Origin of the sequence: Pseudomonas sp. R15(2017) (assembly GCF_002112685.1) — a bacterium.
Classification (GTDB): Bacteria; Pseudomonadota; Gammaproteobacteria; order Pseudomonadales; family Pseudomonadaceae; genus Aquipseudomonas; species Aquipseudomonas glycinae.
Genome location: NZ_NEII01000004.1, coordinates 198288 through 219188 on the forward strand (window position 1 = coordinate 198288; position 20901 = coordinate 219188).

General features: G+C 61.2%; 22 protein-coding genes. 11 read left to right on the plus strand and 11 right to left on the minus strand.

The genetic code is table 11. From position 1 onward, the window contains the following. Positions 1-9 precede the first annotated feature (9 nt). The 5 genes from CAF77_RS10585 to ntrC all read left to right on the plus strand — a co-directional run bounded on the left by CAF77_RS10585 (position 10) and on the right by ntrC (position 5331). Positions 10-1353 (plus strand): toxin-antitoxin system YwqK family antitoxin, encoded by a 1344-nt coding sequence (locus CAF77_RS10585; RefSeq protein WP_256576148.1) that lies wholly within the window; start codon positions 10-12, stop codon positions 1351-1353. Between the two features lie 99 nt (positions 1354-1452). Continuing rightward, positions 1453-1962, plus strand: a complete 510-nt coding sequence (locus CAF77_RS10590; RefSeq protein ID WP_085654432.1) for a DUF4124 domain-containing protein — start codon at positions 1453-1455, stop codon at positions 1960-1962. Beyond that, positions 1959-2582 carry a DUF4124 domain-containing protein gene (locus CAF77_RS10595; RefSeq protein WP_085654433.1) on the plus strand — a complete coding sequence of 208 codons (624 nt, stop codon included), beginning with the start codon at positions 1959-1961 and terminating at the stop codon, positions 2580-2582. The genes CAF77_RS10590 and CAF77_RS10595 overlap by 4 nt, the downstream gene beginning before the upstream one ends. Positions 2583-2812: 230 nt before the next feature. Beyond that, complete coding sequence (gene glnL, locus CAF77_RS10600) at positions 2813-3898, plus strand: nitrogen regulation protein NR(II) (protein WP_007952516.1); 1086 nt, start codon at positions 2813-2815, stop codon at positions 3896-3898. Then, positions 3895-5331, plus strand: a complete 1437-nt coding sequence (gene ntrC, locus CAF77_RS10605) for a nitrogen regulation protein NR(I) (RefSeq protein ID WP_007952518.1) — start codon at positions 3895-3897, stop codon at positions 5329-5331. The genes glnL and ntrC overlap by 4 nt, the downstream gene beginning before the upstream one ends. 410 nt (positions 5332-5741) lie before the next feature. Here the strand turns inward: ntrC and CAF77_RS10610 are convergent, their stop codons facing one another. Next, positions 5742-6182 carry a hypothetical protein gene (locus CAF77_RS10610; protein ID WP_085654435.1) on the minus strand — a complete coding sequence of 147 codons (441 nt, stop codon included), beginning with the start codon at positions 6180-6182 and terminating at the stop codon, positions 5742-5744. Here CAF77_RS10610 and CAF77_RS10615 point away from each other — a divergent pair. Then, on the plus strand, positions 6181-6636 hold the full coding sequence (locus tag CAF77_RS10615; protein WP_007952520.1) for a tRNA (cytidine(34)-2'-O)-methyltransferase: 456 nt from the start codon (positions 6181-6183) through the stop codon (positions 6634-6636). The genes CAF77_RS10610 and CAF77_RS10615 overlap by 2 nt on opposite strands. Before the next feature lie 192 nt (positions 6637-6828). Here the strand turns inward: CAF77_RS10615 and secB are convergent, their stop codons facing one another. From secB to CAF77_RS10630, 3 genes are read right to left on the minus strand one after another with little or no spacing between them, the layout of a single operon-like run. Beyond that, positions 6829-7314 (minus strand): protein-export chaperone SecB, encoded by a 486-nt coding sequence (gene secB / locus CAF77_RS10620; RefSeq protein ID WP_064382799.1) that lies wholly within the window; start codon positions 7312-7314, stop codon positions 6829-6831. Positions 7315-7367: 53 nt separating this feature from the next. Then, positions 7368-7622: a glutaredoxin 3 gene (gene grxC / locus CAF77_RS10625; RefSeq protein ID WP_007952522.1), complete on the minus strand. Its 255-nt coding sequence runs from the start codon at positions 7620-7622 to the stop codon at positions 7368-7370. A gap of 1 nt (position 7623) precedes the next feature. Continuing rightward, entirely contained in the window at positions 7624-8037 is a 414-nt protein-coding gene (locus CAF77_RS10630) for a rhodanese-like domain-containing protein (RefSeq protein ID WP_007952524.1), read from the minus strand. Between the two features lie 152 nt (positions 8038-8189). Here CAF77_RS10630 and gpmI point away from each other — a divergent pair, with 152 nt between their 5' ends. From gpmI to CAF77_RS10655, 5 genes are all read left to right on the plus strand, one after another. After that, positions 8190-9716, plus strand: coding sequence for a 2,3-bisphosphoglycerate-independent phosphoglycerate mutase (gene gpmI / locus CAF77_RS10635; protein ID WP_085654437.1), 1527 nt, complete (start codon positions 8190-8192; stop codon positions 9714-9716). Positions 9717-9968: 252 nt separating this feature from the next. Next, entirely contained in the window at positions 9969-11255 is a 1287-nt protein-coding gene (locus CAF77_RS10640; protein WP_085654439.1) for a murein hydrolase activator EnvC, read from the plus strand. Between the two features lie 31 nt (positions 11256-11286). Beyond that, positions 11287-12606, plus strand: a complete 1320-nt coding sequence (locus CAF77_RS10645; protein WP_085654441.1) for a S41 family peptidase — start codon at positions 11287-11289, stop codon at positions 12604-12606. Between the two features lie 2 nt (positions 12607-12608). Beyond that, complete coding sequence (locus CAF77_RS10650) at positions 12609-13385, plus strand: divergent polysaccharide deacetylase family protein (RefSeq protein WP_085654443.1); 777 nt, start codon at positions 12609-12611, stop codon at positions 13383-13385. A gap of 118 nt (positions 13386-13503) precedes the next feature. After that, positions 13504-14892, plus strand: coding sequence for a Vps62-related protein (locus CAF77_RS10655; protein WP_085654445.1), 1389 nt, complete (start codon positions 13504-13506; stop codon positions 14890-14892). Here CAF77_RS10655 and CAF77_RS10660 read toward each other — a convergent pair. From CAF77_RS10660 to CAF77_RS10690, 7 genes are all read right to left on the minus strand, one after another. Then, complete coding sequence (locus CAF77_RS10660) at positions 14873-15628, minus strand: ABC transporter substrate-binding protein (protein ID WP_085654447.1); 756 nt, start codon at positions 15626-15628, stop codon at positions 14873-14875. The genes CAF77_RS10655 and CAF77_RS10660 overlap by 20 nt on opposite strands. Positions 15629-15704: 76 nt before the next feature. Further along, complete coding sequence (gene hisF, locus CAF77_RS10665; RefSeq protein ID WP_007897430.1) at positions 15705-16475, minus strand: imidazole glycerol phosphate synthase subunit HisF; 771 nt, start codon at positions 16473-16475, stop codon at positions 15705-15707. Between the two features lie 9 nt (positions 16476-16484). Then, the gene (gene hisA / locus CAF77_RS10670; RefSeq protein ID WP_003220753.1) at positions 16485-17222 is read right to left on the minus strand and encodes a 1-(5-phosphoribosyl)-5-[(5-phosphoribosylamino)methylideneamino]imidazole-4-carboxamide isomerase; all 738 of its coding nucleotides are present in this window, start codon (positions 17220-17222) and stop codon (positions 16485-16487) included. 42 nt (positions 17223-17264) lie between these two features. Further along, positions 17265-17525: a DUF2164 domain-containing protein gene (locus tag CAF77_RS10675; protein ID WP_011332018.1), complete on the minus strand. Its 261-nt coding sequence runs from the start codon at positions 17523-17525 to the stop codon at positions 17265-17267. After that, a complete protein-coding gene (hisH, locus tag CAF77_RS10680; RefSeq protein WP_007952546.1) occupies positions 17526-18164 on the minus strand; it encodes an imidazole glycerol phosphate synthase subunit HisH in 639 nt (212 codons plus the stop codon). Next, positions 18164-18757: an imidazoleglycerol-phosphate dehydratase HisB gene (gene hisB / locus CAF77_RS10685; RefSeq protein ID WP_039764670.1), complete on the minus strand. Its 594-nt coding sequence runs from the start codon at positions 18755-18757 to the stop codon at positions 18164-18166. The genes hisH and hisB overlap by 1 nt, the downstream gene beginning before the upstream one ends. A gap of 271 nt (positions 18758-19028) precedes the next feature. Then, positions 19029-20693 carry an OFA family MFS transporter gene (locus CAF77_RS10690; protein ID WP_039764668.1) on the minus strand — a complete coding sequence of 555 codons (1665 nt, stop codon included), beginning with the start codon at positions 20691-20693 and terminating at the stop codon, positions 19029-19031. Between the last annotated feature and the right edge of the window lie 208 nt (positions 20694-20901).

The following is a 20901-nucleotide window of genomic DNA, read 5'->3' on the forward strand; positions in this document are numbered from 1 at the left end:
CGCTCATCCATGGATAATCCGCCGCTTTCGCGCCACGACCGGCGCCTTGACGAAGGGATTCGCATGAAGTGGTTACGGGTTATCGCCCTGATGGCCGGCCTCGCCTGCTCAACAACTGGCGCTGCCGAGTTCTATGAAGACAAGCCGCTGGCTCACCCGCTGATCCAGGGCTTGCAGGAAAGCTCGATGACTCTGGCGTTCATCAAGGAAACGAACGGCGTCAAAGGCTATTACTGCCGTTGCGACACGCCGGGCGAACGCCCACAACTGCTTGATGAGTTCGGCCAGGTGAACATCGAATCGGTTTTTCTCATGTCGCTCGACAGTGAGGATCCGACCCGCTTCGTGCTTTTTCGGCAAAACGACCGCTACAAAATCTACGCCTACAAATACAACGCCAACGACCACCTCTACAGCCGCGTCACGCGATTGCAGCCGGCGCTGGACCGCATCGCCGAAGGTCGCAAACACCTCGACGCCCTGACCATCAAGAAGGCTCTGAGCCAAATCACCCCGCTCAACTACAGCCTCTTCCTTGAAGAGTCCGGCATACCGGAATTCGACCAGCTCGATTTCAGCCAAGGGAAACTGGTGAGCTTTTACGGCCAGTACTACGACCCACTGAGCGACCCGACGCCAGATGACGAACCTTACTTCTTCAAGAAGACCTATCAGGAAAAAAACGGCCGGTTCCTTACCGTTACTTTCTGGCGATGGCTCGACCAGACGCTCGTCGAGGGCAAGCGCACGCTCTACAACTATCGGGTGAGGCGTATTGCCTGGGAAACCGAACCGACTAAATTCACCGGCAGCGAAGACGGTCAATCGGTGTCTTATGATTCCGGCTCGCTCTCGGCCCAAGGTGCCTACAAGCAGGGCGTTCGGGTCGGTCCGTGGTCTTCTTCCAAAGACGAGAAATATTCGGAGTCCGGCAATTTCGTAGAGGGCAAACGAGAGGGCCAGTGGACGCTGTACCAGGATGGGCAAACACTGGAGGGCGAATTCCACAATGATTTGCGCGAGGGTCGTTGGCAGCTTCTCAACCACGACGACATGGAATGGGTCGCCACCGGATTCCAGACCTATGCCCACGGCCAACTCAACGGTCTGAGTGAATTGACTGTTCGTGGCACTACCGAGCGCGGCGAATATCGCGATCACAAACGCCAAGGTCTCTGGGTGACCAGACTCGACAATGGCCACACCCTCAACGTCAACTTCGTTGACGATGCAAAGGAAGGCGAATGGCGCGAAGTCGACGCCAAGGGTGTGCCGGTTCTGATCGAGCACTACAAGGCAGGTGTCCTGTCCGGCGCCCGCGAAAATACGGGTGCGCCTGGCGCCGCGCAATAAATCCTGAGCAGTTTGTGTGAGCAGATATTGTCCCGATTGGGCTTACCGCCGCCCCTGGCCTATGCTGCAAGCCAATCTCATTGTTGATCGGTCGAATCCATGGGTCGTGGTTTTTTTCTCCTGTTGCTGCTGATCGCCCTGCCCGCTGCCGCACAGATTTACAAGTACACCGACGCCGACGGCAACACGGTCTACAGCGATCACGCGCCGGACGGCGTGCAGGCGCAGCCGGTGGAGTTGCCGCCGCTCAACAGCGTCCAGCCCCAGGCACCGAGCCCGCCCTCTTCAGACACCCCCAGCCCTGCGCCAGCGCGCAATGCCTATGAAGTGCTGGAGCTGACCGGCCTGCCCACCGAGGAAGCCCTGCGCGCCAACAACGGCACCTTCACGGTCAGCGTGCTGATCAAGCCGCGCCTGCAACCGCCGCATCAACTGCGCCTGCTGCTGGACGACGCGCCTTATGGCCAGCCGAGCAATGTGCCGATCCTGCAACTGGTTAACGTCGACCGGGGCGAGCATCGGCTGGCGGTGCAGGTGATCAATGGCGAGACGATCATTCAGCAGAGTCCTGCGGTGGTGTTCACCGTGCAGCGGGTGCACAAGCCATGACGCGAGGATTGATTGCCTTGTGCCTGTCGCTGATCGCGTCTGGCGCATCGGCCGAGGTGTTCACTTACATCGACGCCCAAGGCAATCGCGTCTACACCGATCAACCGCGCGGCAACGCCAAGCGTGTGCCGCTGGCCACCAGTAATCGCATGGCCTCGAACCCGACCGCCGCTGCACCGGTCGCGCCGTCGAAGCAATCAGCAGAGCCGCCGCTGTTCCACTACGACATGCTGCGCGTGCTGATCCCCGAGCCGGACGCGACCATTCGCAGCAGCGCCGGCGAGCTGATCGTCAGCGTCACCAGCGAACCGGGCCTGCAAAGAGGTCATCGGTATCGCCTGCTGCTGGATGGCCAGGCCGTCGGCGAACCCGGTCTGAGCCCGGTGTTCCCGCTGAGCAACATCGATCGTGGCAGCCACAACCTGTCTGTCGAGATCCTTGATGCCGAGGGCCGCACCGTGGAGAAAACCGCCAACCAGCCGTTCCACATGCAGCGCATTTCCCTGGCACAGAAGCGTCAGGTCAAACCGTGCGTCAGCGCCGACTATGGCGTGCGCCCGGAATGCCCGCTGAAAGACAAACCCGCCGAACCGAAAAATCCTTTCCTGCGTTTCTTCTGACGTCGTTCAGCTTTGCGCACTATATTGGTGCAATACGCTGCACCGTACTCACATTCCAACCCATTTTGGTTCGAAAGTACCCGCCAGAGCGGTTCGACTGCCACGCAAACGAGCGTCAAACGCCCGTTTCAGGGGTTGAACGCTTCTTTTCGGAGCCTTGGTTTGGTTTTTGCATTTTCCTCGCATCAGCGCTGTATCCCTGCGCGCGCCATGCTCCAAAAGAGGTCCTCATGACCATCAGTGACGCACTGCATCGCTTGCTACTCGACAATCTGACCACCGCCACCATCCTGCTCGACAGCGAATTGCGCCTCGAGTACATGAACCCGGCGGCGGAGATGCTGCTGGCCATCAGCGGTCAGCGCAGCCATGGGCAGTTCATCAGCGAGCTGTTCACCGAGTCCACCGAGGCGCTCAATTCGTTGCGCCAGGCGGTGGAGCAGGCGCACCCGTTTACCAAGCGCGAAGCGATGCTCACTGCCCTCACCGGCCAGACCCTGACCGTGGATTACGCGGTGACGCCGATCCTCAGCAACGGCGCGACCCTGCTTTTGCTGGAAGTCCATCCTCGTGACCGCCTGTTGCGGATCACCAAGGAAGAGGCCCAGTTGTCGAAGCAGGAAACCAGCAAGATGCTGGTGCGCGGCCTGGCCCACGAGATCAAGAACCCGCTCGGCGGCATCCGCGGCGCCGCGCAACTGCTGGCCCGGGAACTGCCGGAAGACAGCCTGCGCGACTACACCAACGTGATCATCGAAGAGGCCGACCGCCTGCGCAATCTGGTCGACCGCATGCTCGGTTCGAACAAACTGCCGTCGCTGGCCCTGTGCAACGTCCACGAAGTGCTGGAGCGCGTCTGCCAACTGGTCGAGGCCGAAAGCCAGGGCTGCATCACGCTGGTGCGCGATTACGACCCGAGCATCCCCGACGTCCTGATTGATCGCGAACAAATGATTCAGGCCGTGCTAAACATCGTGCGCAACGCGATGCAGGCCATCAGCAGCCAGAACGAGCTGCGCCTGGGCCGCATCAGCCTGCGTACCCGCGCCATGCGCCAGTTCACCATCGGCCACGTCCGCCATCGCCTGGTGACCAAGATCGAGATCATCGACAACGGTCCGGGCATTCCGGCGGAACTCCAGGAAACCATCTTCTTTCCCATGGTCAGCGGCCGTCCGGACGGTACCGGGCTGGGCCTGGCCATCACCCAGAACATCATCAGCCAGCACCAGGGCCTGATCGAGTGTGACAGCCATCCAGGCCACACCACGTTCTCGATCTTTCTGCCACTGGAACAAGGAGCCACATCGACATGAGCCGTAGTGAAACCGTGTGGATCGTCGATGACGACCGTTCTATCCGTTGGGTTCTGGAAAAAGCCCTGCAACAGGAAGGCATGACCACCCAGAGCTTCGACAGTGCCGATGGCGTGATGAGCCGCCTCGCGCGCCAGCAGCCGGACGTGATCATCTCTGACATCCGCATGCCGGGTGCCAGCGGCCTGGACCTGCTGGCGCGGATCCGCGAGCAGCACCCGCGGCTGCCGGTGATCATCATGACCGCTCACTCCGATCTGGACAGCGCTGTTGCCTCCTATCAGGGCGGCGCGTTCGAATACCTGCCCAAGCCGTTCGATGTCGACGAAGCGGTGTCGCTGGTCAAGCGCGCCAATCAGCATGCCCAGGAGCAGCAAGGCCTGGAAGTCGCCCCGACCCTGACCCGCACCCCGGAAATCATCGGCGAAGCGCCGGCAATGCAGGAAGTGTTTCGCGCCATCGGGCGCCTGAGCCATTCCAATATCACCGTGCTGATCAACGGCGAATCCGGCACCGGTAAAGAACTGGTGGCCCACGCCCTGCACCGCCACAGCCCGCGTGCAGCCTCGCCGTTCATCGCGCTGAACATGGCGGCGATCCCGAAAGACCTGATGGAATCCGAGCTGTTCGGCCACGAAAAAGGCGCGTTCACCGGTGCGGCCAACCTGCGTCGCGGCCGCTTCGAACAGGCCGACGGCGGCACGCTGTTCCTCGATGAAATCGGCGACATGCCGGCGGATACCCAGACCCGACTGCTGCGGGTGCTGGCCGATGGCGAGTTCTATCGCGTCGGCGGACATGTGCCGGTCAAGGTCGATGTACGGATCATCGCCGCAACGCACCAGAATCTGGAAACCCTGGTTCACGCCGGGAAATTCCGTGAGGACTTGTTCCACCGCCTCAACGTGATCCGCATCCACATCCCGCGCCTGTCGGACCGTCGCGAAGACATCCCGACCCTGGCCAAGCACTTCCTCAGCCGCGCCGCGCAAGAACTGGCGGTGGAGCCTAAGCTGCTGAAAAGCGAGACCGAGGAATACCTGAAGAACCTGCCATGGCCGGGCAACGTGCGGCAGCTGGAAAACACCTGCCGCTGGATCACGGTGATGGCGTCCGGACGCGAAGTGCACATCAGCGATCTGCCGCCGGAACTGCTGAGCCTGCCGCAGGACTCGGCGCCGGTGACCAACTGGGAACAGGCGCTGCGTCAGTGGGCCGATCAGGCCCTGGCGCGCGGTCAGTCGAGCCTGCTCGACAGCGCGGTGCCGGCGTTCGAGCGAATCATGATCGAGACCGCGTTGAAGCACACTGCCGGACGTCGTCGCGACGCAGCCGTGCTGCTGGGCTGGGGCCGGAACACCTTGACCCGCAAGATCAAGGAACTCGGCATGAAGGTCGATGGCGGGGATGACGATGAGGGCGATGAAGGCTGAGACTCAGCGCCAGCCTGCACCGCCGCAAGGCACCGTGACCCTTAATCGGGCACGGCCACGAACTCAGGCTTGCACTGTAAATCGCTGAAAACCCCGTCCTGTGAAAAGCCGAAGGCCCCGTATTACGGGGCCTTCGTCGTTGTGCCGGGCTTTTTTGTTTCAAAACGAGAAAAACTGGCACGCCCCCTGCAATAACTCCTTCAGGTGATTCGATTCACCCACCCTTTCGGGGGCCTTGGTACAGGCAGGCCGGGGATTCCCCTCTTTACACCGGACTCAGCGAGTCCACCCTTTTGGGGCCCTTGATACAGGCAGGTCAGGGGTTCCTTCTTTACACCGGCTCAGAACGCCATGCGATGAGCCCGCCCGTTTCGGGAACCTTGGTACAGGCAGGCCGGGGATTCCCTCTTTTATTGCTCCCGGAGATGGATCTCCAGCCGCCAGCGGTCATCGACCGCCTGGCCGGCCCAGTCGCCCTGCAGCGGCCGCGCCGCCACCAGCGTCAGCAACAATCCCCCGTCACTCAACCGCGTCCGCCAGTTCACGTCCTTGCCGTTGAACTTGAGCTGGCCTTTCTGCGCCTGGCCTTCGGCCTCAAACAGCAACGCAACGCTGCCATCGACGATCTCGCCATGCAGCTTCGGCTCGTTGTTGAACCAGACCGCCAGACCATCATCGATCACCTCGACCTGCTGCAAGACGGTTGGGTCAGGCGTGGTCAAACGGCCGATCATCATCCCGACCATCACACCGATGATCGCCAGCGATGACATCACCCGCGGGAATAGTTTCGAACGCGGATCCGCTTGCGGCGTAGAATGCGCGTCATCTTTACCTTCGGAGCCGTGCATGTTTCACGTCATCCTTTTTCAACCGGAAATTCCGCCGAACACCGGCAACGTTATCAGGCTGTGCGCCAACAGCGGCTGCCACCTGCATTTGATCGAACCGCTGGGCTTCGAGATGGACGACAAGCGCCTGCGCCGCGCCGGTCTCGACTACCACGAGTATGCCACTTTGCAGCGCCACGCCGACCTCGCCAGTTGCCTGGAAAGCCTCGGTCATCCACGGCTGTTCGCCTTCACCACCAAGGGTTCGCGGCCGTTTCACGATGCCGCGTTCGTCCCCGGCGATGCGTTCATCTTCGGCCCGGAAAGCCGTGGCCTGCCGCCGGAAGTGCTCGATGCCCTGCCCGGCGAACAGCGCCTGCGCCTGCCGATGCGCGAAGGCTGCCGCAGCCTGAACCTGTCGAACACCGTGGCGGTGGCCGTGTACGAAGCGTGGCGGCAGAACGACTTCAAATAACACCGCCCAAGAAGACACCGCTGATCGTTCCCACGCTCTGCGTGGGAATGCCTCTGGGGACGCTCCGCGTCCAGTGACGCGGAGCGTCACGGGCTGCATTCCCACGCGGAGCGTGGGAACGATCAGCACAGGAACGATCAGCCAAGAAAAAAGCGCCTGTAACGGCGCTTTTTTCGTTGTTGCATCGACCGCTTACTGAACGGTCGGGGTCTCGCCGGCTTCCTGCATGCGCTGCAGCTCTTGCGCGTACAGGGCGTCGAAGTTCACCGGGGCCAGCATCAGGGCCGGGAACGAACCGCGGGTCACCAGGCTGTCCAGGGTTTCGCGAGCGTAAGGGAACAGGATGTTCGGGCAGAACGCACCCAGGGTGTGGCTCATCGAAGCCGCGTCCAGGTTCTTGATCAGGAAGATACCGGCCTGTTGCACTTCAGCGATGAAGGCCACTTCTTCACCGTTTTTCACGGTGACGGACAGGGTCAGCACGACTTCGTAGAAATCACCTTCCAGGGCTTTCTGGCGGGTGTTCAGATCCAGAGCGACCGCCGGATCCCACTGCTGGCGGAAGATCGCCGGGCTTTTCGGGGCTTCGAAGGACAGGTCGCGTACGTAGATGCGCTGCAAGGAGAATTGCGGTGCGGTTTCTTCTTCGCTGGCTGCAGTGTTCTGTTGGTCAGTCATCTCAGATCCTTTCTGATCTTGGGTCTTTTAGGGTTCTTTACGTTTGCAGCAGGTCAGGCCTTGAGCAGCGCGTCGAGCTTGCCGGCACGCTCCAGGGCATACAAATCATCACATCCGCCGACGTGGGTGTCGCCGATCCAGATCTGCGGCACGGACGTGCGTCCGGCCTTCTGGGCCATGGCGGCGCGCACCTGCGGCTTGCCATCGACCTTGATCTCTTCGAAGGCCACGCCTTTGTTCGCGAGCAGGTACTTGGCGCGCGAGCAGTAAGGGCAGTAATCGCTGGAGTAGACGATGACGTCGCTCATGTCACTTCACCAACGGCAGGTTGTCGCCTTTCCAGCTGGAAATCCCGCCGGACAGCTTGGCGGCGGTGAAGCCGGCCTTCATCAGCTCGCGGGCGTGGGTGCCGGCGGTCTGGCCCAGGGCGTCGACCAGAATGATGGTCTTGGCCTTGTGTTTTTCCAGCTCGCCGATGCGGGCGGCCAGTTTGTCCTGGGGAATGTTCACCGCGCCAACGATGTGACCAGCGGCATAGTCCTTGCTCGGACGGATGTCCACCACCACGCCGGCTTCCTTGTTGACCAGAGCGGTCAGCTCGCCCGTGCTCAGGCTTTTACCGCCGCCCTGCACCGTATGCGCCAGCAGCAAAGCCAGCAGTACGACGAAGATACCGACAAGAATGTAGTGGTTAGTGGCAAATTCAATCAGGTGAGCAACCATCGAAGGAGGTTCCAGGGCGTTAAAATGTCGGCCAGTATACACAGCCACTATGGTCGGCCAAACCCCGTCCGGCGGTGACGCCGCCGGAACTTCGCTTTAAACTCCAACTCCCTTTTCCATCGCCCTCTTCTTATTAGCCACGAGTGGATTCCATGACTACCACGCCTAAACCTTTGGTCCTGATGATTCTCGACGGCTTCGGTCACAGCGACAGCCCCGAGTCCAACGCCGTCTATGCGGCCAAGAAGCCTGTGCTGGATCGCCTGTGGGCCACCGTGCCGAACGGCTTGATCTCGGGCAGCGGCATGGACGTCGGTCTGCCGGACGGCCAGATGGGCAACTCCGAAGTCGGCCACATGAACCTCGGCGCCGGGCGCGTGGTGTATCAGGACTTCACCCGTGTGACCAAAGCGATCCGCGACGGCGAGTTCTTCGAGAACCCGACCATCTGCGCCGCCGTGGACAAGGCCGTGGCCGCCGGCAAGGCCGTGCATTTCATGGGGCTGCTGTCGGACGGCGGCGTTCACAGCCACCAGGATCACCTGATCGCCATGGCCGAACTGGCCTTCAAGCGCGGTGCCGAAAAAATCTACCTGCACGCCTTCCTCGATGGCCGTGACACCCCGCCGAAAAGCGCCGCTTCGTCGATCGAACTGCTCGACGCGACCTTCCAGGCCCTCGGCAAGGGCCGCATCGCCAGCCTGATTGGTCGCTACTACGCCATGGATCGCGACAACCGTTGGGATCGCGTGGCCCAGGCTTACAATCTAATCGTCGACGGCAAGGGCGAATTCAACGCCGCCACCGCCCAGGAAGGCCTGGAAGCCGCCTACGCCCGTGGCGAGAGCGACGAATTCGTCAAAGCCACCAGCATCGGCGAGCCGGTAAAAGTCGAAGACGGCGACGCCGTGGTGTTCATGAACTTCCGCGCCGACCGCGCCCGCGAGCTGAGCCGCGTATTTGTCGAAGATGGTTTCAAGGAATTCGAGCGCGCACGCCAGCCAAAAGTGCAATACGTCGGCCTGACCCAATACGCCGCCAGCATCCCGGCCCCCGCCGCCTTCGCGCCGGGCAGCCTGGAAAACGTGCTCGGCGACTACCTGGCGAAAAACGGCAAGACCCAGCTGCGCATCGCCGAAACCGAGAAATACGCCCACGTGACCTTCTTCTTCTCCGGTGGTCGCGAAGAACCGTTCCCGGGCGAAGAACGCATCCTGATTCCGTCGCCGAAAGTCGCCACGTATGACTTGCAGCCGGAAATGAGCGCGCCGGAAGTCACCGACCGCATCGTCGAGGCCATCGAGAACCAGCGTTACGACGTGATCGTGGTCAACTACGCCAATGGCGACATGGTCGGCCATAGCGGCGTGTTCGAAGCCGCGGTCAAAGCCGTGGAATGCCTGGACACCTGCGTCGGCCGCATCGTCGACGCTCTGGAAAAAGTCGGCGGCGAAGCGTTGATCACCGCCGACCACGGCAACGTCGAGCAGATGGCTGACGAAGCCACCGGGCAAGCGCACACCGCACACACCACCGAGCCGGTGCCGTTCATCTATGTCGGCAAGCGCGATCTGAAAGTCCGCGAAGGCGGCGTGCTGGCGGATGTGGCGCCGACCATGCTGAAACTGCTGGGTCTGGAAAAACCGGCGGAAATGACTGGCACTTCGATTCTGGTGTAATCGCCCGTCAAAAACACCGCAAAACCCTGTGGGAGCTGGCCTGCCAGCGATAGCAATCTGACAGCCAACAACCCTGTTGAATGTTCGGACGCCATCGCTGGCAAGCCAGCTCCCACAGTGGTTTATGGAGATTTCGAAATGGAATTCGGCCTGTCGCTTGCCCCAGTTATCACACAGTCCCAATTGGGCGTTTTTTTTGCTGCGTCGGGCGGGCATACTAGGCCGTCCCTTACCCTGGTGCCGCCCGCCTCTATGCTTCGCGTCCTGATCGCCCTCGCTCTGACATGCCTGCTCCAACCGGCCTTCGCGGATGAGCGCGCGCAAACCCAACAGCAACTGGACGCCACGCGCCAGGACATTGCCGAGCTGAAAAAACTGCTGGGCAAGCTCCAGGAAGAAAAATCCGGGGTGCAAAAGGAGCTCAAGGGCACCGAAACCGAGATGGGCAAGCTCGAGAAACAGGTCGAAGCCCTGCAGAAAGAGCTGAAGAAGAGCGAATCCGAGCTGCAGCGGCTCGATGCGGAGAAAAAAAAACTCCAGAGCGCGCGCACTGAACAGCAGCGACTGATCGCCATCCAGGCCCGCGCCGCCTACCAGAACGGTCGCCAGGAATACCTCAAGCTGCTGCTCAACCAGCAGAATCCCGAAAAATTCGCCCGCACCCTCACCTATTACGACTACCTGAGCCAGGCCCGCCTGGAGCAGCTGAAGAGCTTCAACGAAACCCTGCGCCAGTTGGCCAATGTCGAAAAGGACATCGGCTTGCAGCAGGCTCAGTTGCTGGCGCAGCAAAGTGATCTCGACACTCAGCGCGAAGCGCTCGACAAGGTCCGCAAGGAGCGCCAGCAGGCCCTCGCCAAGTTGAACGAAGACGTGAAAGCCCGGGACCAGAAACTGGCCGCCCGCGAGCAGGATCAGGCAGACCTGTCTAAAGTCCTTAAAACCATTGAAGAAACCCTGGCCCGCCAGGCCCGTGAGGCAGAAGAAGCGCGGCAGAAAGCGCTCATCGCCCAGCAGGAAGCCGAAAAAAAGCGCTTGCGTGAGGCCGAGGCAGAAAACACCGACGCCCCACGCAAACCGGTCAGATCGACGCCTGGCGCCCTGGTGTCCAGCGGCGGCGAGACCTTCGGTGGCCCCTTTGCCTCAAGTCGAGGAAAACTTCCATGGCCGGTTGATGGTCGACTGCTGGCACGCTTTGGCGAAAACCGTGGCGACGATGCGCGCACCAAGTGGGACGGCGTGATGATCAGCGCCTCCGCCGGCAGCCAGGTGCATGCCGTACACGGTGGGCGCGTGGTGTTTGCCGACTGGCTGCGCGGTGCCGGGCTGCTGGTGATTCTCGACCACGGCAACGGTTTTCTGAGTCTTTACGGTCACAACCAGACGCTGCTCAAGTCGGCAGGTGACGTGGTAAAAGCCGGTGAGTCCATCTCCACTGTGGGTAACAGTGGCGGCCAGGACACACCAGCGCTGTATTTCGCAATTCGTCAGCAGGGTCACCCGAGTGATCCGGCGCAATGGTGCCGTGCGCAAGGATAAGCACGCCATCTAATTCAGGAGTTCGTTCGACATGCTGCATTTGTCCCGCCTTACCTCGCTGGCCCTGACGATCGCCCTGGTGATCGGCGCGCCTCTGGCGTTTGCCGCTCAACCGGCTCCGGCCGTCGCTCCGGCAGGTACTGCCGCGACTTCCAAGGCGCCGTTGCCGCTGGAAGAGCTGCGCACCTTTGCCGAGGTCATGGACCGGATCAAGGCCGCCTATGTCGAGCCGGTGGACGACAAGACCCTGCTGGAAAACGCGATCAAGGGCATGCTCAGCAACCTCGATCCGCACTCCGCCTACCTTGGCCCTGAAGACTTTGCCGAGTTGCAGGAAAGCACCAGCGGTGAATTCGGTGGCCTGGGCATCGAAGTCGGCGCCGAGGACGGCTTCATCAAGGTCGTGTCGCCGATCGATGACACTCCGGCGTCGAAGGCCGGCATCCAGGCCGGCGACTTCATCGTCAAGATCAACGGCGCGCCGACCCGCGGCCAGACCATGACCGAAGCCGTGGACAAGATGCGCGGCAAGATCGGCCAGAAGATCACCCTGACCCTGGTGCGCGACGGCGGCACGCCGTTCGATGTAACCCTGGCTCGTGCCGTGATCCAGGTGAAGAGCGTCAAGGCGCAACTGCTGGAGTCGGGCTACGGCCTGATCCGCATCACTCAGTTCCAGGTCAAGACCGGCGAAGAAGTCTCCAAGGCCCTGGCCAAGCTGCGCAAGGACAATGGCAAGAAGCTCAACGGCATCATCCTCGACCTGCGCAACAACCCGGGTGGCGTGCTGCAGGCGGCGGTGGAAGTGGTCGACCACTTCATCACCAAAGGCCTGATCGTCTACACCAAGGGCCGGATCGCCAACTCCGAGCTGCGCTTCTCCGCCACCGGCAAGGACGAAAGCGAAGCGGTGCCGATGGTCGTGCTGATCAACGGTGGCAGCGCTTCGGCCTCGGAAATCGTCGCCGGCGCCCTGCAGGATCAGAAACGCGCCGTGGTCATGGGCACCACCAGTTTCGGCAAGGGCTCGGTACAGACCGTGCTGCCGCTGAACAACGACCGCGCACTGAAGATCACCACGGCGCTGTACTTCACGCCGAACGGTCGCTCGATCCAGGCCCAGGGCATCGTCCCGGACATCGAAGTACGCAAGGCCAAGATCACCAACGAAGCGGACGGCGACTACTTCAAGGAAGCCGACCTGCAAGGTCACCTGGGCAACGGCAACGGCGGCGCGGACAAACCGACCGGCTCGGGCGGCAAGGCCAAGGCGATGCCGCAGGATGACGATTACCAGCTGGCCCAGGCACTGAGCCTGCTCAAAGGCCTGAGCATCACGTCCGGCCGTTGAGGATGTCCTTGCGTCTGGTCTTTGTCCTGCTGTGCTGTCTGGCGGGCGCTGCTCACGCAGAACCTGCCAGACCCACACCTCAAAAAGCCTACCTGACACTGATCATCGACGACCTGGGGCAGAACCTGCCCCGGGACCGCCGGGTGCTGGCCCTGCCCGGGCCGGTCACCACGGCGATCATGCCCGACACCCCGCACGCCACCGAATTTGCCCGCGAAGCCCATCGCGCCGGCAAGATCGTGATCCTGCACATGCCGATGGACCCCGCCACAGGCCCGTTCGCCTGGCATCCCGAACTGCCCATCGAAGAACTCGAGAAACGGCTGAATGCCGCGTTCAAAATGGTCCCCTACACCGCCGGCATCAACAACCACATGGGCAGTCGCATGACTGCGCAGCCGGTGGCCATGGCGTGGTTGATGGGCGAGTTGCAGCGCCGCCACAAGTTCTTCGTCGACAGCCGGACCAGCGCCCAGACTGTCGCCGCGCAGCAGGCACAGAAGATCGATCTGGCAAGTGTTTCGCGGGATGTATTTCTCGATGACGAGCGCACCGAAGCGGCGATCCTGACTCAATTGCAGACGGCAATCAGCCTGGCGCACAAGCAGGGTTCAGCCGTGATGATCGGACACCCTTATCCACAGACACTGGCGGTGCTGGAGCGGGAGCTGCCAAAGTTGAAAGCCCAAGGCATCGAGTGGATCGACATCAAGCAGATGATCAGCGTGCGCAGCAATCGCGCCACGGCCGCACACGGCAAAAACGGTGTCTACCGATAAATGCCCTGATACAACCGCTACACATAGTTATTGCCTGACGACTCGCCCGCGTCTGGATAGTCACCCCTGTAATGGTTAGCGACTCTTGTGGGTCGCCTTGCAAACTTCAGGACTGACTATGACAGGCATCGACAGCAACACATTATCTGCGCAGCGAATGGAACCGATTCGGTTCGGCAATCTGCTGATCAATTTCACCAGCGAATTCCACCGGATCTGGGACAGCCGCGGCTCCGGTTCCGCGGTTGGCAGTTTTTGGCGCCCGGCTCCCGCCCCCGATCTGCTACCGGGGTATTTCCCGTTGGGGGATGTGGCCGTGACCGGGTACGAAAACGTCAATGGAAACAGAATCGTGGCTGTCGTCCGTGAAGGCGAGCCGCAAGGCGATGGCCCCTCCCGGAGCAACGCACTCAGCCCGCCCACGGACTACGAAAGAGTCTGGAAGGACGCCAACTCCGGAGCCGCCGCCGACTGCACGGTATGGCGCCCGATCCCTCCTCCCGGCTATGTGGCCATGGGGTTTGTCTGCTCCAACGGGCGCGACAAGCCATTACTCAATGCGATCCGCTGTGTCCGCGAAGATCTGGTCATGCCCGCAACCGTTGGCGATTTGATCTGGGATGACAAAGGCAGTGGTGCCAGGCAGAACTTCAGCGCCTGGGACATTGAACCTGCGCAGGCTGCTGCGGGTGAAATCCACTTTGCAGCGGGCACGTTCTTCGGAGTCCAGAGCCACTCCAAACCTGTGAATTCCGCCGTCCACGCGTTGCGAATGCAGCTTCCCCGACAGTCAATACCTGCACCCGAGGCGCCTGAACTGTCGGGGTATGGAGCCCCTCCGGAACTGGCACCGGCCAAGGTCACACAGACCGTGCGAATTCCATGGTTCGCGGTAAACGATCAACTGTCCGCGGGCGAGCAGTTGTCCACTTCCCCGTTCTACCGTCTGGAACGCTCGGATCAATATGTCCTGGTGGGGCACGGCCACAACACCACTGATCTGCCACGGCCTTTCAAATGGAAAGCGGTTCGCACCCAGAACTCGCAGATGCAGCAGATTTTCAGCCGCCTCACCGCTATCGAGTTCTCGACAGCGTGGTCAGCGCTGCCTTCGAGCGCACCCCCTGCCATCCGCTTCTCGGCACATCTGTACAAAGACTTTACCTACTGCGAGACATCAGCCAGCGGCTGGGATGAATCGCGCCCACTGGACATCGTCGCCATGGCTGCCAAACACAAGGCCGTGGCGGTCTATCAAATACAAAGTATCTATACGTTGAGGCGCGCAGACGGCACTCATGTAGCAGTGAGCGTGGGTTACACCGATGATGAAAGCCTTTACCTGACCGAGTATCCGCCAGAAAGCGACAGCACGCTGACCTTCACTCCGCAACTGGCGACAGAGCCACCTGCAAGCGAAAGCCATTCAGACAGTGACAGCGACAATATTGGCTTTGCCCCTCAACCGACGACAGAGGAAGAAGTCGCTACAAATACCGTCCCATGATCTCATCGACCACACCGTCCTTGCGCATCTGATCCAGCTCGGCCTGCAACCGGGCAACCGTTGCATCGGGCACGTCCTTGTTCAGTGCCAGATACAGTTCGGCACTGTTGAAGCGCAGTACGGTTTTCAACCCGGTCACCCCATCCTGCCGCGCCAGATAACGGCCGGCAGGATCGCCGGTGGCCCACAGATCGATCTGACCACCGACGAGTTTCCTGGCGTTGTCCTGATCGCGCAGCACCACCACCGGCTTCAGGCCCTGTTTGGTCAACGTCTCGGCAATCGCATCGCCCTTGTAGGCGCCGATCTTGTATTTGCGCGCGTCATTGAGGGTTTCGAGGGTGATTTTGCTGTCGGCCCTGGCCAGCATGACCCAGTCGTCCGGGCCGATCGGGCCGACCCACTTGAAGAGCTTTTCGCGATCCGGCAGCCGCGCCATGACGAACGCACCGTAGCCGGGATTCTCCAGCGCCAGCTTGTAGACCCGCTCCCAGGGGAAGCGCAGGGTCAGGCTGTAAGTGATGCCGGCACGCTTGAACATCTCGCGCACGATGTCCGTGGCGATGCCATTGATGTTTTCATCCTGGGCGAAATTCTTGCCGTTCTTCGCCATGTTGTACGGCGGGAAGTTTTCGGTGAGGAGCACCAGATCGGTGTCGGGACTTTCCTCGGCGTGGCCGGTGTTGATCAACAACACGGAGGCACTGGCGAGGGCGAGAAGCAGGCGTTTGATCATGTCGGGCTACCGAAATCCATGGCGTGCCCAAGAGTGCCTTGGGTACGCCATGCTGTCCACTGGCCTGTATGGATGTTTAACGCATTACGATGCCGCGGTGCGCCATGTAGGCCTTGGCTTCCTGAACGGTGTATTCGCCGAAGTGGAAAATACTCGCCGCCAGTACTGCACTGGCGTGGCCTTCAAGGATGCCGTCCGCCAGATGCTGCAGGTTGCCGACGCCGCCGGAAGCGATCACCGGAATGCCCAGCGCATCGCTGATGGCGCGGGTCACGCCGAGGTCGAAACCGTTTTTCATGCCGTCCTGATCCATGCTGGTCAGGAGGATTTCACCGGCACCCAGGCCTTCCATTTTCTTCGCCCACTCGACCGCGTCGAGGCCGGTCGGCTTGCGGCCGCCGTGGGTGAAGATTTCCCAGCGCGGGGTTTCGCCCGGGCCGGACACCTTCTTCGCGTCGATGGCGACGACGATGCATTGCGAGCCGAAATGCTGCGCCGCTTCGCCGACGAACTCCGGGTTGAACACGGCAGCGGTGTTGATCGACACCTTGTCCGCACCGGCATTGAGCAGGTTGCGAATGTCCTGCACGGTCCGCACGCCACCGCCGACGGTCAGCGGGATGAACACCTGGCTGGCCATGCGCTCGACGGTGTGCAGCGTGGTGTCACGACCATCGACGCTGGCGGTGATGTCGAGAAAGGTAATCTCGTCAGCACCCTGCTCGTCGTAGCGACGGGCGATTTCCACCGGGTCGCCGGCGTCACGGATGTTCTCGAACTTCACACCTTTGACGACCCGGCCGTTGTCCACGTCCAGGCAAGGGATGATGCGTTTGGCCAGCGCCATGGTCAGTCCTCAGCCTTGATACGAGTCGCAGAAAGCTTGCGCTTCGGCGACGTCGAGAGTGCCTTCGTAGATCGCCCGGCCGGTGATGGCGCCGATGATGCCTGGCGCCTTGGCGTCGAGCAGCGACTTGATATCACCGAGGTTGTGAATGCCACCGGAAGCGATCACCGGGATCTTCGTGGCAGCCGCCAGCGCAGCGGTGAACGGCACGTTGCAGCCCTGCATCATGCCGTCTTTGGCGATGTCGGTATAAACGATCGAGGACACGCCGTCGGCTTCGAACTGCTTGGCCAGGTCGATGACCTGCACGGTGCTGATTTCAGCCCAGCCATCGGTGGCGACAAAACCGTCCTTGGCATCCAGACCGACGATGATCTTGCCCGGGAACGCGCGGCAGGCTTCAGCGACAAACGCCGGATCCTTCACCGCTTTGGTGCCGATGATCACGTAGCTGACGCCGGCCTTGACGTAGTGCTCGATGGTTTCCAGCGAACGAATGCCGCCGCCGATCTGGATCGGCAGAGTCGGGTAGCGCTTGGCGATCGCGGTCACCACTTCGCCGTTGACCGGCTGGCCTTCGAAAGCACCGTTCAGGTCGACCAGATGCAGACGACGGCAGCCGCCCTCCACCCACTTGGCAGCCATGCTCACCGGGTCATCGGAGAACACTGTGGAATCTTCCATGCGGCCCTGGCGCAGACGTACGCAGGCACCGTCTTTAAGATCGATAGCGGGAATAATCAGCATCTGGCAAACCTTCAAATTTGAATGTTCAGCTTGGCTCGGAAATCAGTTTTTCTCGAGCGCCCACAGGTCGCTTTCGATGCTTTCAAACCGCTCCTTGAGGTGGGTCTGCACATCGAAAATCGCCCTGTTGTAATAGTGCGGAGCAATTTCGCGGGTAAACAGCTCAAGAATTTCCGCCGCTTCGAACGAACCCAGGTCCAGTTCGAAACGATCCTCCATGAACCGCTGAATCTTGCGGTTGGCCTCGCTCTCCTGCTCGGGAGTGAGGGTCAGGATCGGCGGTTTGGATTTCTTGACGGCCATTTACCAGCGACCGTCCCACGCCGCGAAGTTCTGCAGCAATTGCAGGCCATGGGTATGGCTCTTCTCCGGGTGGAACTGCACGGCGAAACGCGAACCTTCGGCCAGCGCCGCGGCGAAATCGACGCCGTAATGACCGCTGCCGACCACCTGCCGCGGGTTACCGGCGGCGATGTAGTAGCTGTGCACGAAGTAGAAACGCGCCAGGTCCGGAATGTTGTGCCACAGCGGGTGATCCACCGCCTGCTTCACTTCGTTCCAGCCCATGTGCGGGACTTTCAGGTGCTCGCCGTCTTCATGCAGGTCTTTGCCGAAGAACTTCACCGCGCCCGGGAACAGGCCGATGCAGTCGACGCCGTCGTTCTCTTCGCTGGAGTCGAGCAAGGCTTGCATGCCGACGCAGATGCCGAGGAACGGACGATCCTGGCTGACTTCACGCACCAGCGAATCGAAACCGAGGCGACGGATCTCCGCCATGCAATCGCGAATCGCGCCGACACCGGGGAACACCACGCGGTCGGCTTCGCGGATCACTGCCGCATCGCTGGTGATCAGCACCTTGCCGGCACCGACGTGCTCGAGGGCCTTGGCCACCGAGTGCAGGTTGCCCATGCCGTAATCGATAACTGCGACCGTCTGCATTACAGGACGCCCTTGGTCGAAGGCATCTGGCCGGCCATGCGCTCGTCCAGCTCGACGGCCATGCGCAGCGCGCGGCCGAAAGCCTTGAACACGGTTTCGATCTGGTGGTGGGTGTTGGTGCCGCGCAGGTTGTCGATGTGCAGGCTGACCAGCGCGTGGTTGACGAAGCCCTGGAAGAATTCCTGGAACAGGTCGACGTCAAAGCCGCCAACGGTGGCGCGGGTGTACGGCACGTGCATCTGCAGGCCCGGACGGCCGGAGAAGTCGATGACCACGCGCGACAGCGCTTCATCGAGCGGCACGTAGGCGTGGCCGTAGCGACGGATGCCTTTCTTGTCGCCAATGGCTTGCGCGAAGGCCTGGCCGAGGGTGATACCGACGTCTTCCACCGTATGGTGGTCGTCGATATGCAGATCGCCCTTGCATTGGATATCCAGGTCGATCAACCCGTGACGGGCGATCTGATCCAGCATGTGCTCAAGAAAAGGAACACCGATATCGAATCGGGCCTTTCCGGTGCCATCAAGGTTGATCGAGGCTTTGATCTGGGTTTCCAGAGTGTCGCGCTCGACAGACGCCTTACGTTCGGCCATCACCAGCTCCGCAAAATCATTGGGCGAAAAAGGCAGCCATTATAGGGGCGCGGGGCCGAAACAGAAACACGAGAGGTGGAATGACTGACGGATAGAACTCTGTGCTGTCGGGGATAGACATGTCCATACAAGCGTTGAATGGCGCTGATCGCTCCCACGCTCTGCGTGGGAGTGCAGCCCCGGACGCTCTGCGTCCACTTCGAATGTGACGCAGAGCGTCACAGGGAGACATTCCCACGCAGAGCGTGGGAACGATCAGGTGTAAACGAACTTAGTGGAACAGAACCGCCGTCTTCTGCAGGGTCACCCACACACCCCACGCCAACGGAATCCCCACCACCAGCCACGCAGCGATCGCCAGCGGCTTGCTGCCCGGCGCGGCTTTCCACTCCAGCACGGTGCTGCCGTCAGCACCCTTGTCGTGACCCAGCGCCTGTTCGGCGGCCAGTTCGGCGTCGGTCATGAAGTACTTGTCCGCCACCGGGCGCACCAGCAGGTTGCACAGGAAGCCCAGCACCAGCAGGCCGGCGAGGATGTACAGGGTGATGTCGTAAGCGGCGGCGCGTTCAACGCCGATGCTCAGCTGATACTCACGCAGGTAGTTCACCAGCACCGGACCCAGCACGCCAGCGGCGGCCCAGGCAGTCAGCAGACGGCCGTGGATCGCGCCCACCATCTGCGTACCGAACAGGTCGGCCAGATACGCCGGAACGGTCGCGAAACCACCGCCGTACATCGACAGGATGATGCAGAACGCCGCCACGAACAGCGCAACGTTACCCAGGTGACCGAGGTTCGGAATCAGTGCGTACAGCGCAAAACCCAGCGCGAAGAACACGAAGTAAGTGTTCTTGCGGCCCAGGTAGTCCGAGAACGACGCCCAGAAGAAACGACCGCCGATGTTGAACAGGCTCAGCAGACCGGTGAAACCGGCCGCAATCGCTGCGATGGAAGCCAGTTGACCGGCATCCAGCTGACCGAACGGCAGATCGTTGCCCAGCAGCTTGCCGCCGAACACTTCCTGCAACAATGGCGAAGCCATGCCGAGGATGCCGATACCGGCAGACACGTTCAGGCACAGCACCAGCCACACCAGACGGAATTGCGGGGTTTTCCACGCCACATTCACGTGGACGTGACGGTGGGTGATCATCGCGTTCGACGCTTTTTTCGCCGGCGCGGTCCAGCCTTCAGGCTTCCAGCCGGTTGGCGGTACGCGGTAGGCCAAGGCGCCACCGATCATGAACACGAAGTAGATTGCGGCCATGGCCACGAAGCTCTGCCACACGCCCACGCCAGTCGGCGAAGCGAAATGGCTCATCAGAGCGGTCGCCAGTGGTGCACCAACCATCGCGCCACCGCCGAAGCCCATGATCGCCATGCCGGTCGCCATGCCGCGCTTGTCCGGGAACCATTTGATCAGGGTCGAGACCGGCGAGATGTAGCCCAGACCCAGACCGATACCGCCGATCACACCGGAGCCGATCCACATCAGCCAGATCTGGTGGGTATAGATACCCAGCGCAGAAATCAGCAGACCGCCGCACCAGCAAAGTGCCGATACAACGCCGGCCTTGCGTGGTCCTGCGTGTTCAAGCCAGCCACCCCAGATCGCTGCCGAGCAGCCGAGGAAGATGAAGAACAGGGTGTAGATCCAGCCGAGCATGGAGATCGGCCAGTCACATTGCGACGAGAAGACTTGTGCGATGAAGCTCATGTCCGGTGCGCAAGCCACCGGAGCGGTGACGCCCAGTGCCTTGGACAGCGGCAACCAGAACACCGAGAAGCCGTAGGCCATGCCGATGCACAGGTGAATGGCCAGAGCGGCCGGCGGCACCAGCCAACGGTTGAAACCGGGCTTGGCGATGATGCGTTCCTTGGACAGGAACCCGGGCTGATCGGCTTTGAAGCCGTCCGCCGTAATGGTCGTGCTCATTGTGTATCCCCCAATTATTAGTATGGTTCGCCAGCCACTGCCCACCCCGGCCTTTATGCACGCAGGCATGACCGTTTTTTGCGGGTGAAGCTCCTTGAAAGCGCGACGTTAAGTCGCAGATGGGCGGACGAACGGGCGAAGGTTACCATTTGCACGTGACAGAAAAACCAAACTGATATCACCTTTTTTGAGTCATCTGATCTCATGA

Bases quoted from the DNA above. Each gene is read 5' to 3' on its own strand.
- ntrC (WP_007952518.1), top strand. From the start codon at position 3,895: ATGAGCCGTAGTGAAACCGTGTGGATCGTCGATGACGACCGTTCTATC.
- CAF77_RS10645 (WP_085654441.1), top strand. From the start codon at position 11,287: ATGCTGCATTTGTCCCGCCTTACCTCGCTGGCCCTGACGATCGCCCTG.
- CAF77_RS10655 (WP_085654445.1), top strand. From the start codon at position 13,504: ATGACAGGCATCGACAGCAACACATTATCTGCGCAGCGAATGGAACCG.
- hisB (WP_039764670.1), bottom strand. From the start codon at position 18,757: ATGGCCGAACGTAAGGCGTCTGTCGAGCGCGACACTCTGGAAACCCAG.
- hisA (WP_003220753.1), bottom strand. From the start codon at position 17,222: ATGCTGATTATTCCCGCTATCGATCTTAAAGACGGTGCCTGCGTACGT.
- CAF77_RS10615 (WP_007952520.1), top strand. From the start codon at position 6,181: ATGTTTCACGTCATCCTTTTTCAACCGGAAATTCCGCCGAACACCGGC.
- secB (WP_064382799.1), bottom strand. From the start codon at position 7,314: ATGACTGACCAACAGAACACTGCAGCCAGCGAAGAAGAAACCGCACCG.
- CAF77_RS10610 (WP_085654435.1), bottom strand. From the start codon at position 6,182: ATGCACGGCTCCGAAGGTAAAGATGACGCGCATTCTACGCCGCAAGCG.
- CAF77_RS10690 (WP_039764668.1), bottom strand. From the start codon at position 20,693: ATGAGCACGACCATTACGGCGGACGGCTTCAAAGCCGATCAGCCCGGG.
- CAF77_RS10660 (WP_085654447.1), bottom strand. From the start codon at position 15,628: ATGATCAAACGCCTGCTTCTCGCCCTCGCCAGTGCCTCCGTGTTGTTG.
- CAF77_RS10585 (WP_256576148.1), top strand. From the start codon at position 10: ATGGATAATCCGCCGCTTTCGCGCCACGACCGGCGCCTTGACGAAGGG.
- CAF77_RS10640 (WP_085654439.1), top strand. From the start codon at position 9,969: ATGCTTCGCGTCCTGATCGCCCTCGCTCTGACATGCCTGCTCCAACCG.
- gpmI (WP_085654437.1), top strand. From the start codon at position 8,190: ATGACTACCACGCCTAAACCTTTGGTCCTGATGATTCTCGACGGCTTC.
- grxC (WP_007952522.1), bottom strand. From the start codon at position 7,622: ATGAGCGACGTCATCGTCTACTCCAGCGATTACTGCCCTTACTGCTCG.
- glnL (WP_007952516.1), top strand. From the start codon at position 2,813: ATGACCATCAGTGACGCACTGCATCGCTTGCTACTCGACAATCTGACC.
- CAF77_RS10675 (WP_011332018.1), bottom strand. From the start codon at position 17,525: ATGGCCGTCAAGAAATCCAAACCGCCGATCCTGACCCTCACTCCCGAG.
- CAF77_RS10630 (WP_007952524.1), bottom strand. From the start codon at position 8,037: ATGGTTGCTCACCTGATTGAATTTGCCACTAACCACTACATTCTTGTC.
- CAF77_RS10595 (WP_085654433.1), top strand. From the start codon at position 1,959: ATGACGCGAGGATTGATTGCCTTGTGCCTGTCGCTGATCGCGTCTGGC.
- hisH (WP_007952546.1), bottom strand. From the start codon at position 18,164: ATGCAGACGGTCGCAGTTATCGATTACGGCATGGGCAACCTGCACTCG.
- CAF77_RS10650 (WP_085654443.1), top strand. From the start codon at position 12,609: ATGTCCTTGCGTCTGGTCTTTGTCCTGCTGTGCTGTCTGGCGGGCGCT.
- CAF77_RS10590 (WP_085654432.1), top strand. From the start codon at position 1,453: ATGGGTCGTGGTTTTTTTCTCCTGTTGCTGCTGATCGCCCTGCCCGCT.
- hisF (WP_007897430.1), bottom strand. From the start codon at position 16,475: ATGGCGCTGGCCAAACGCATCATCCCTTGCCTGGACGTGGACAACGGC.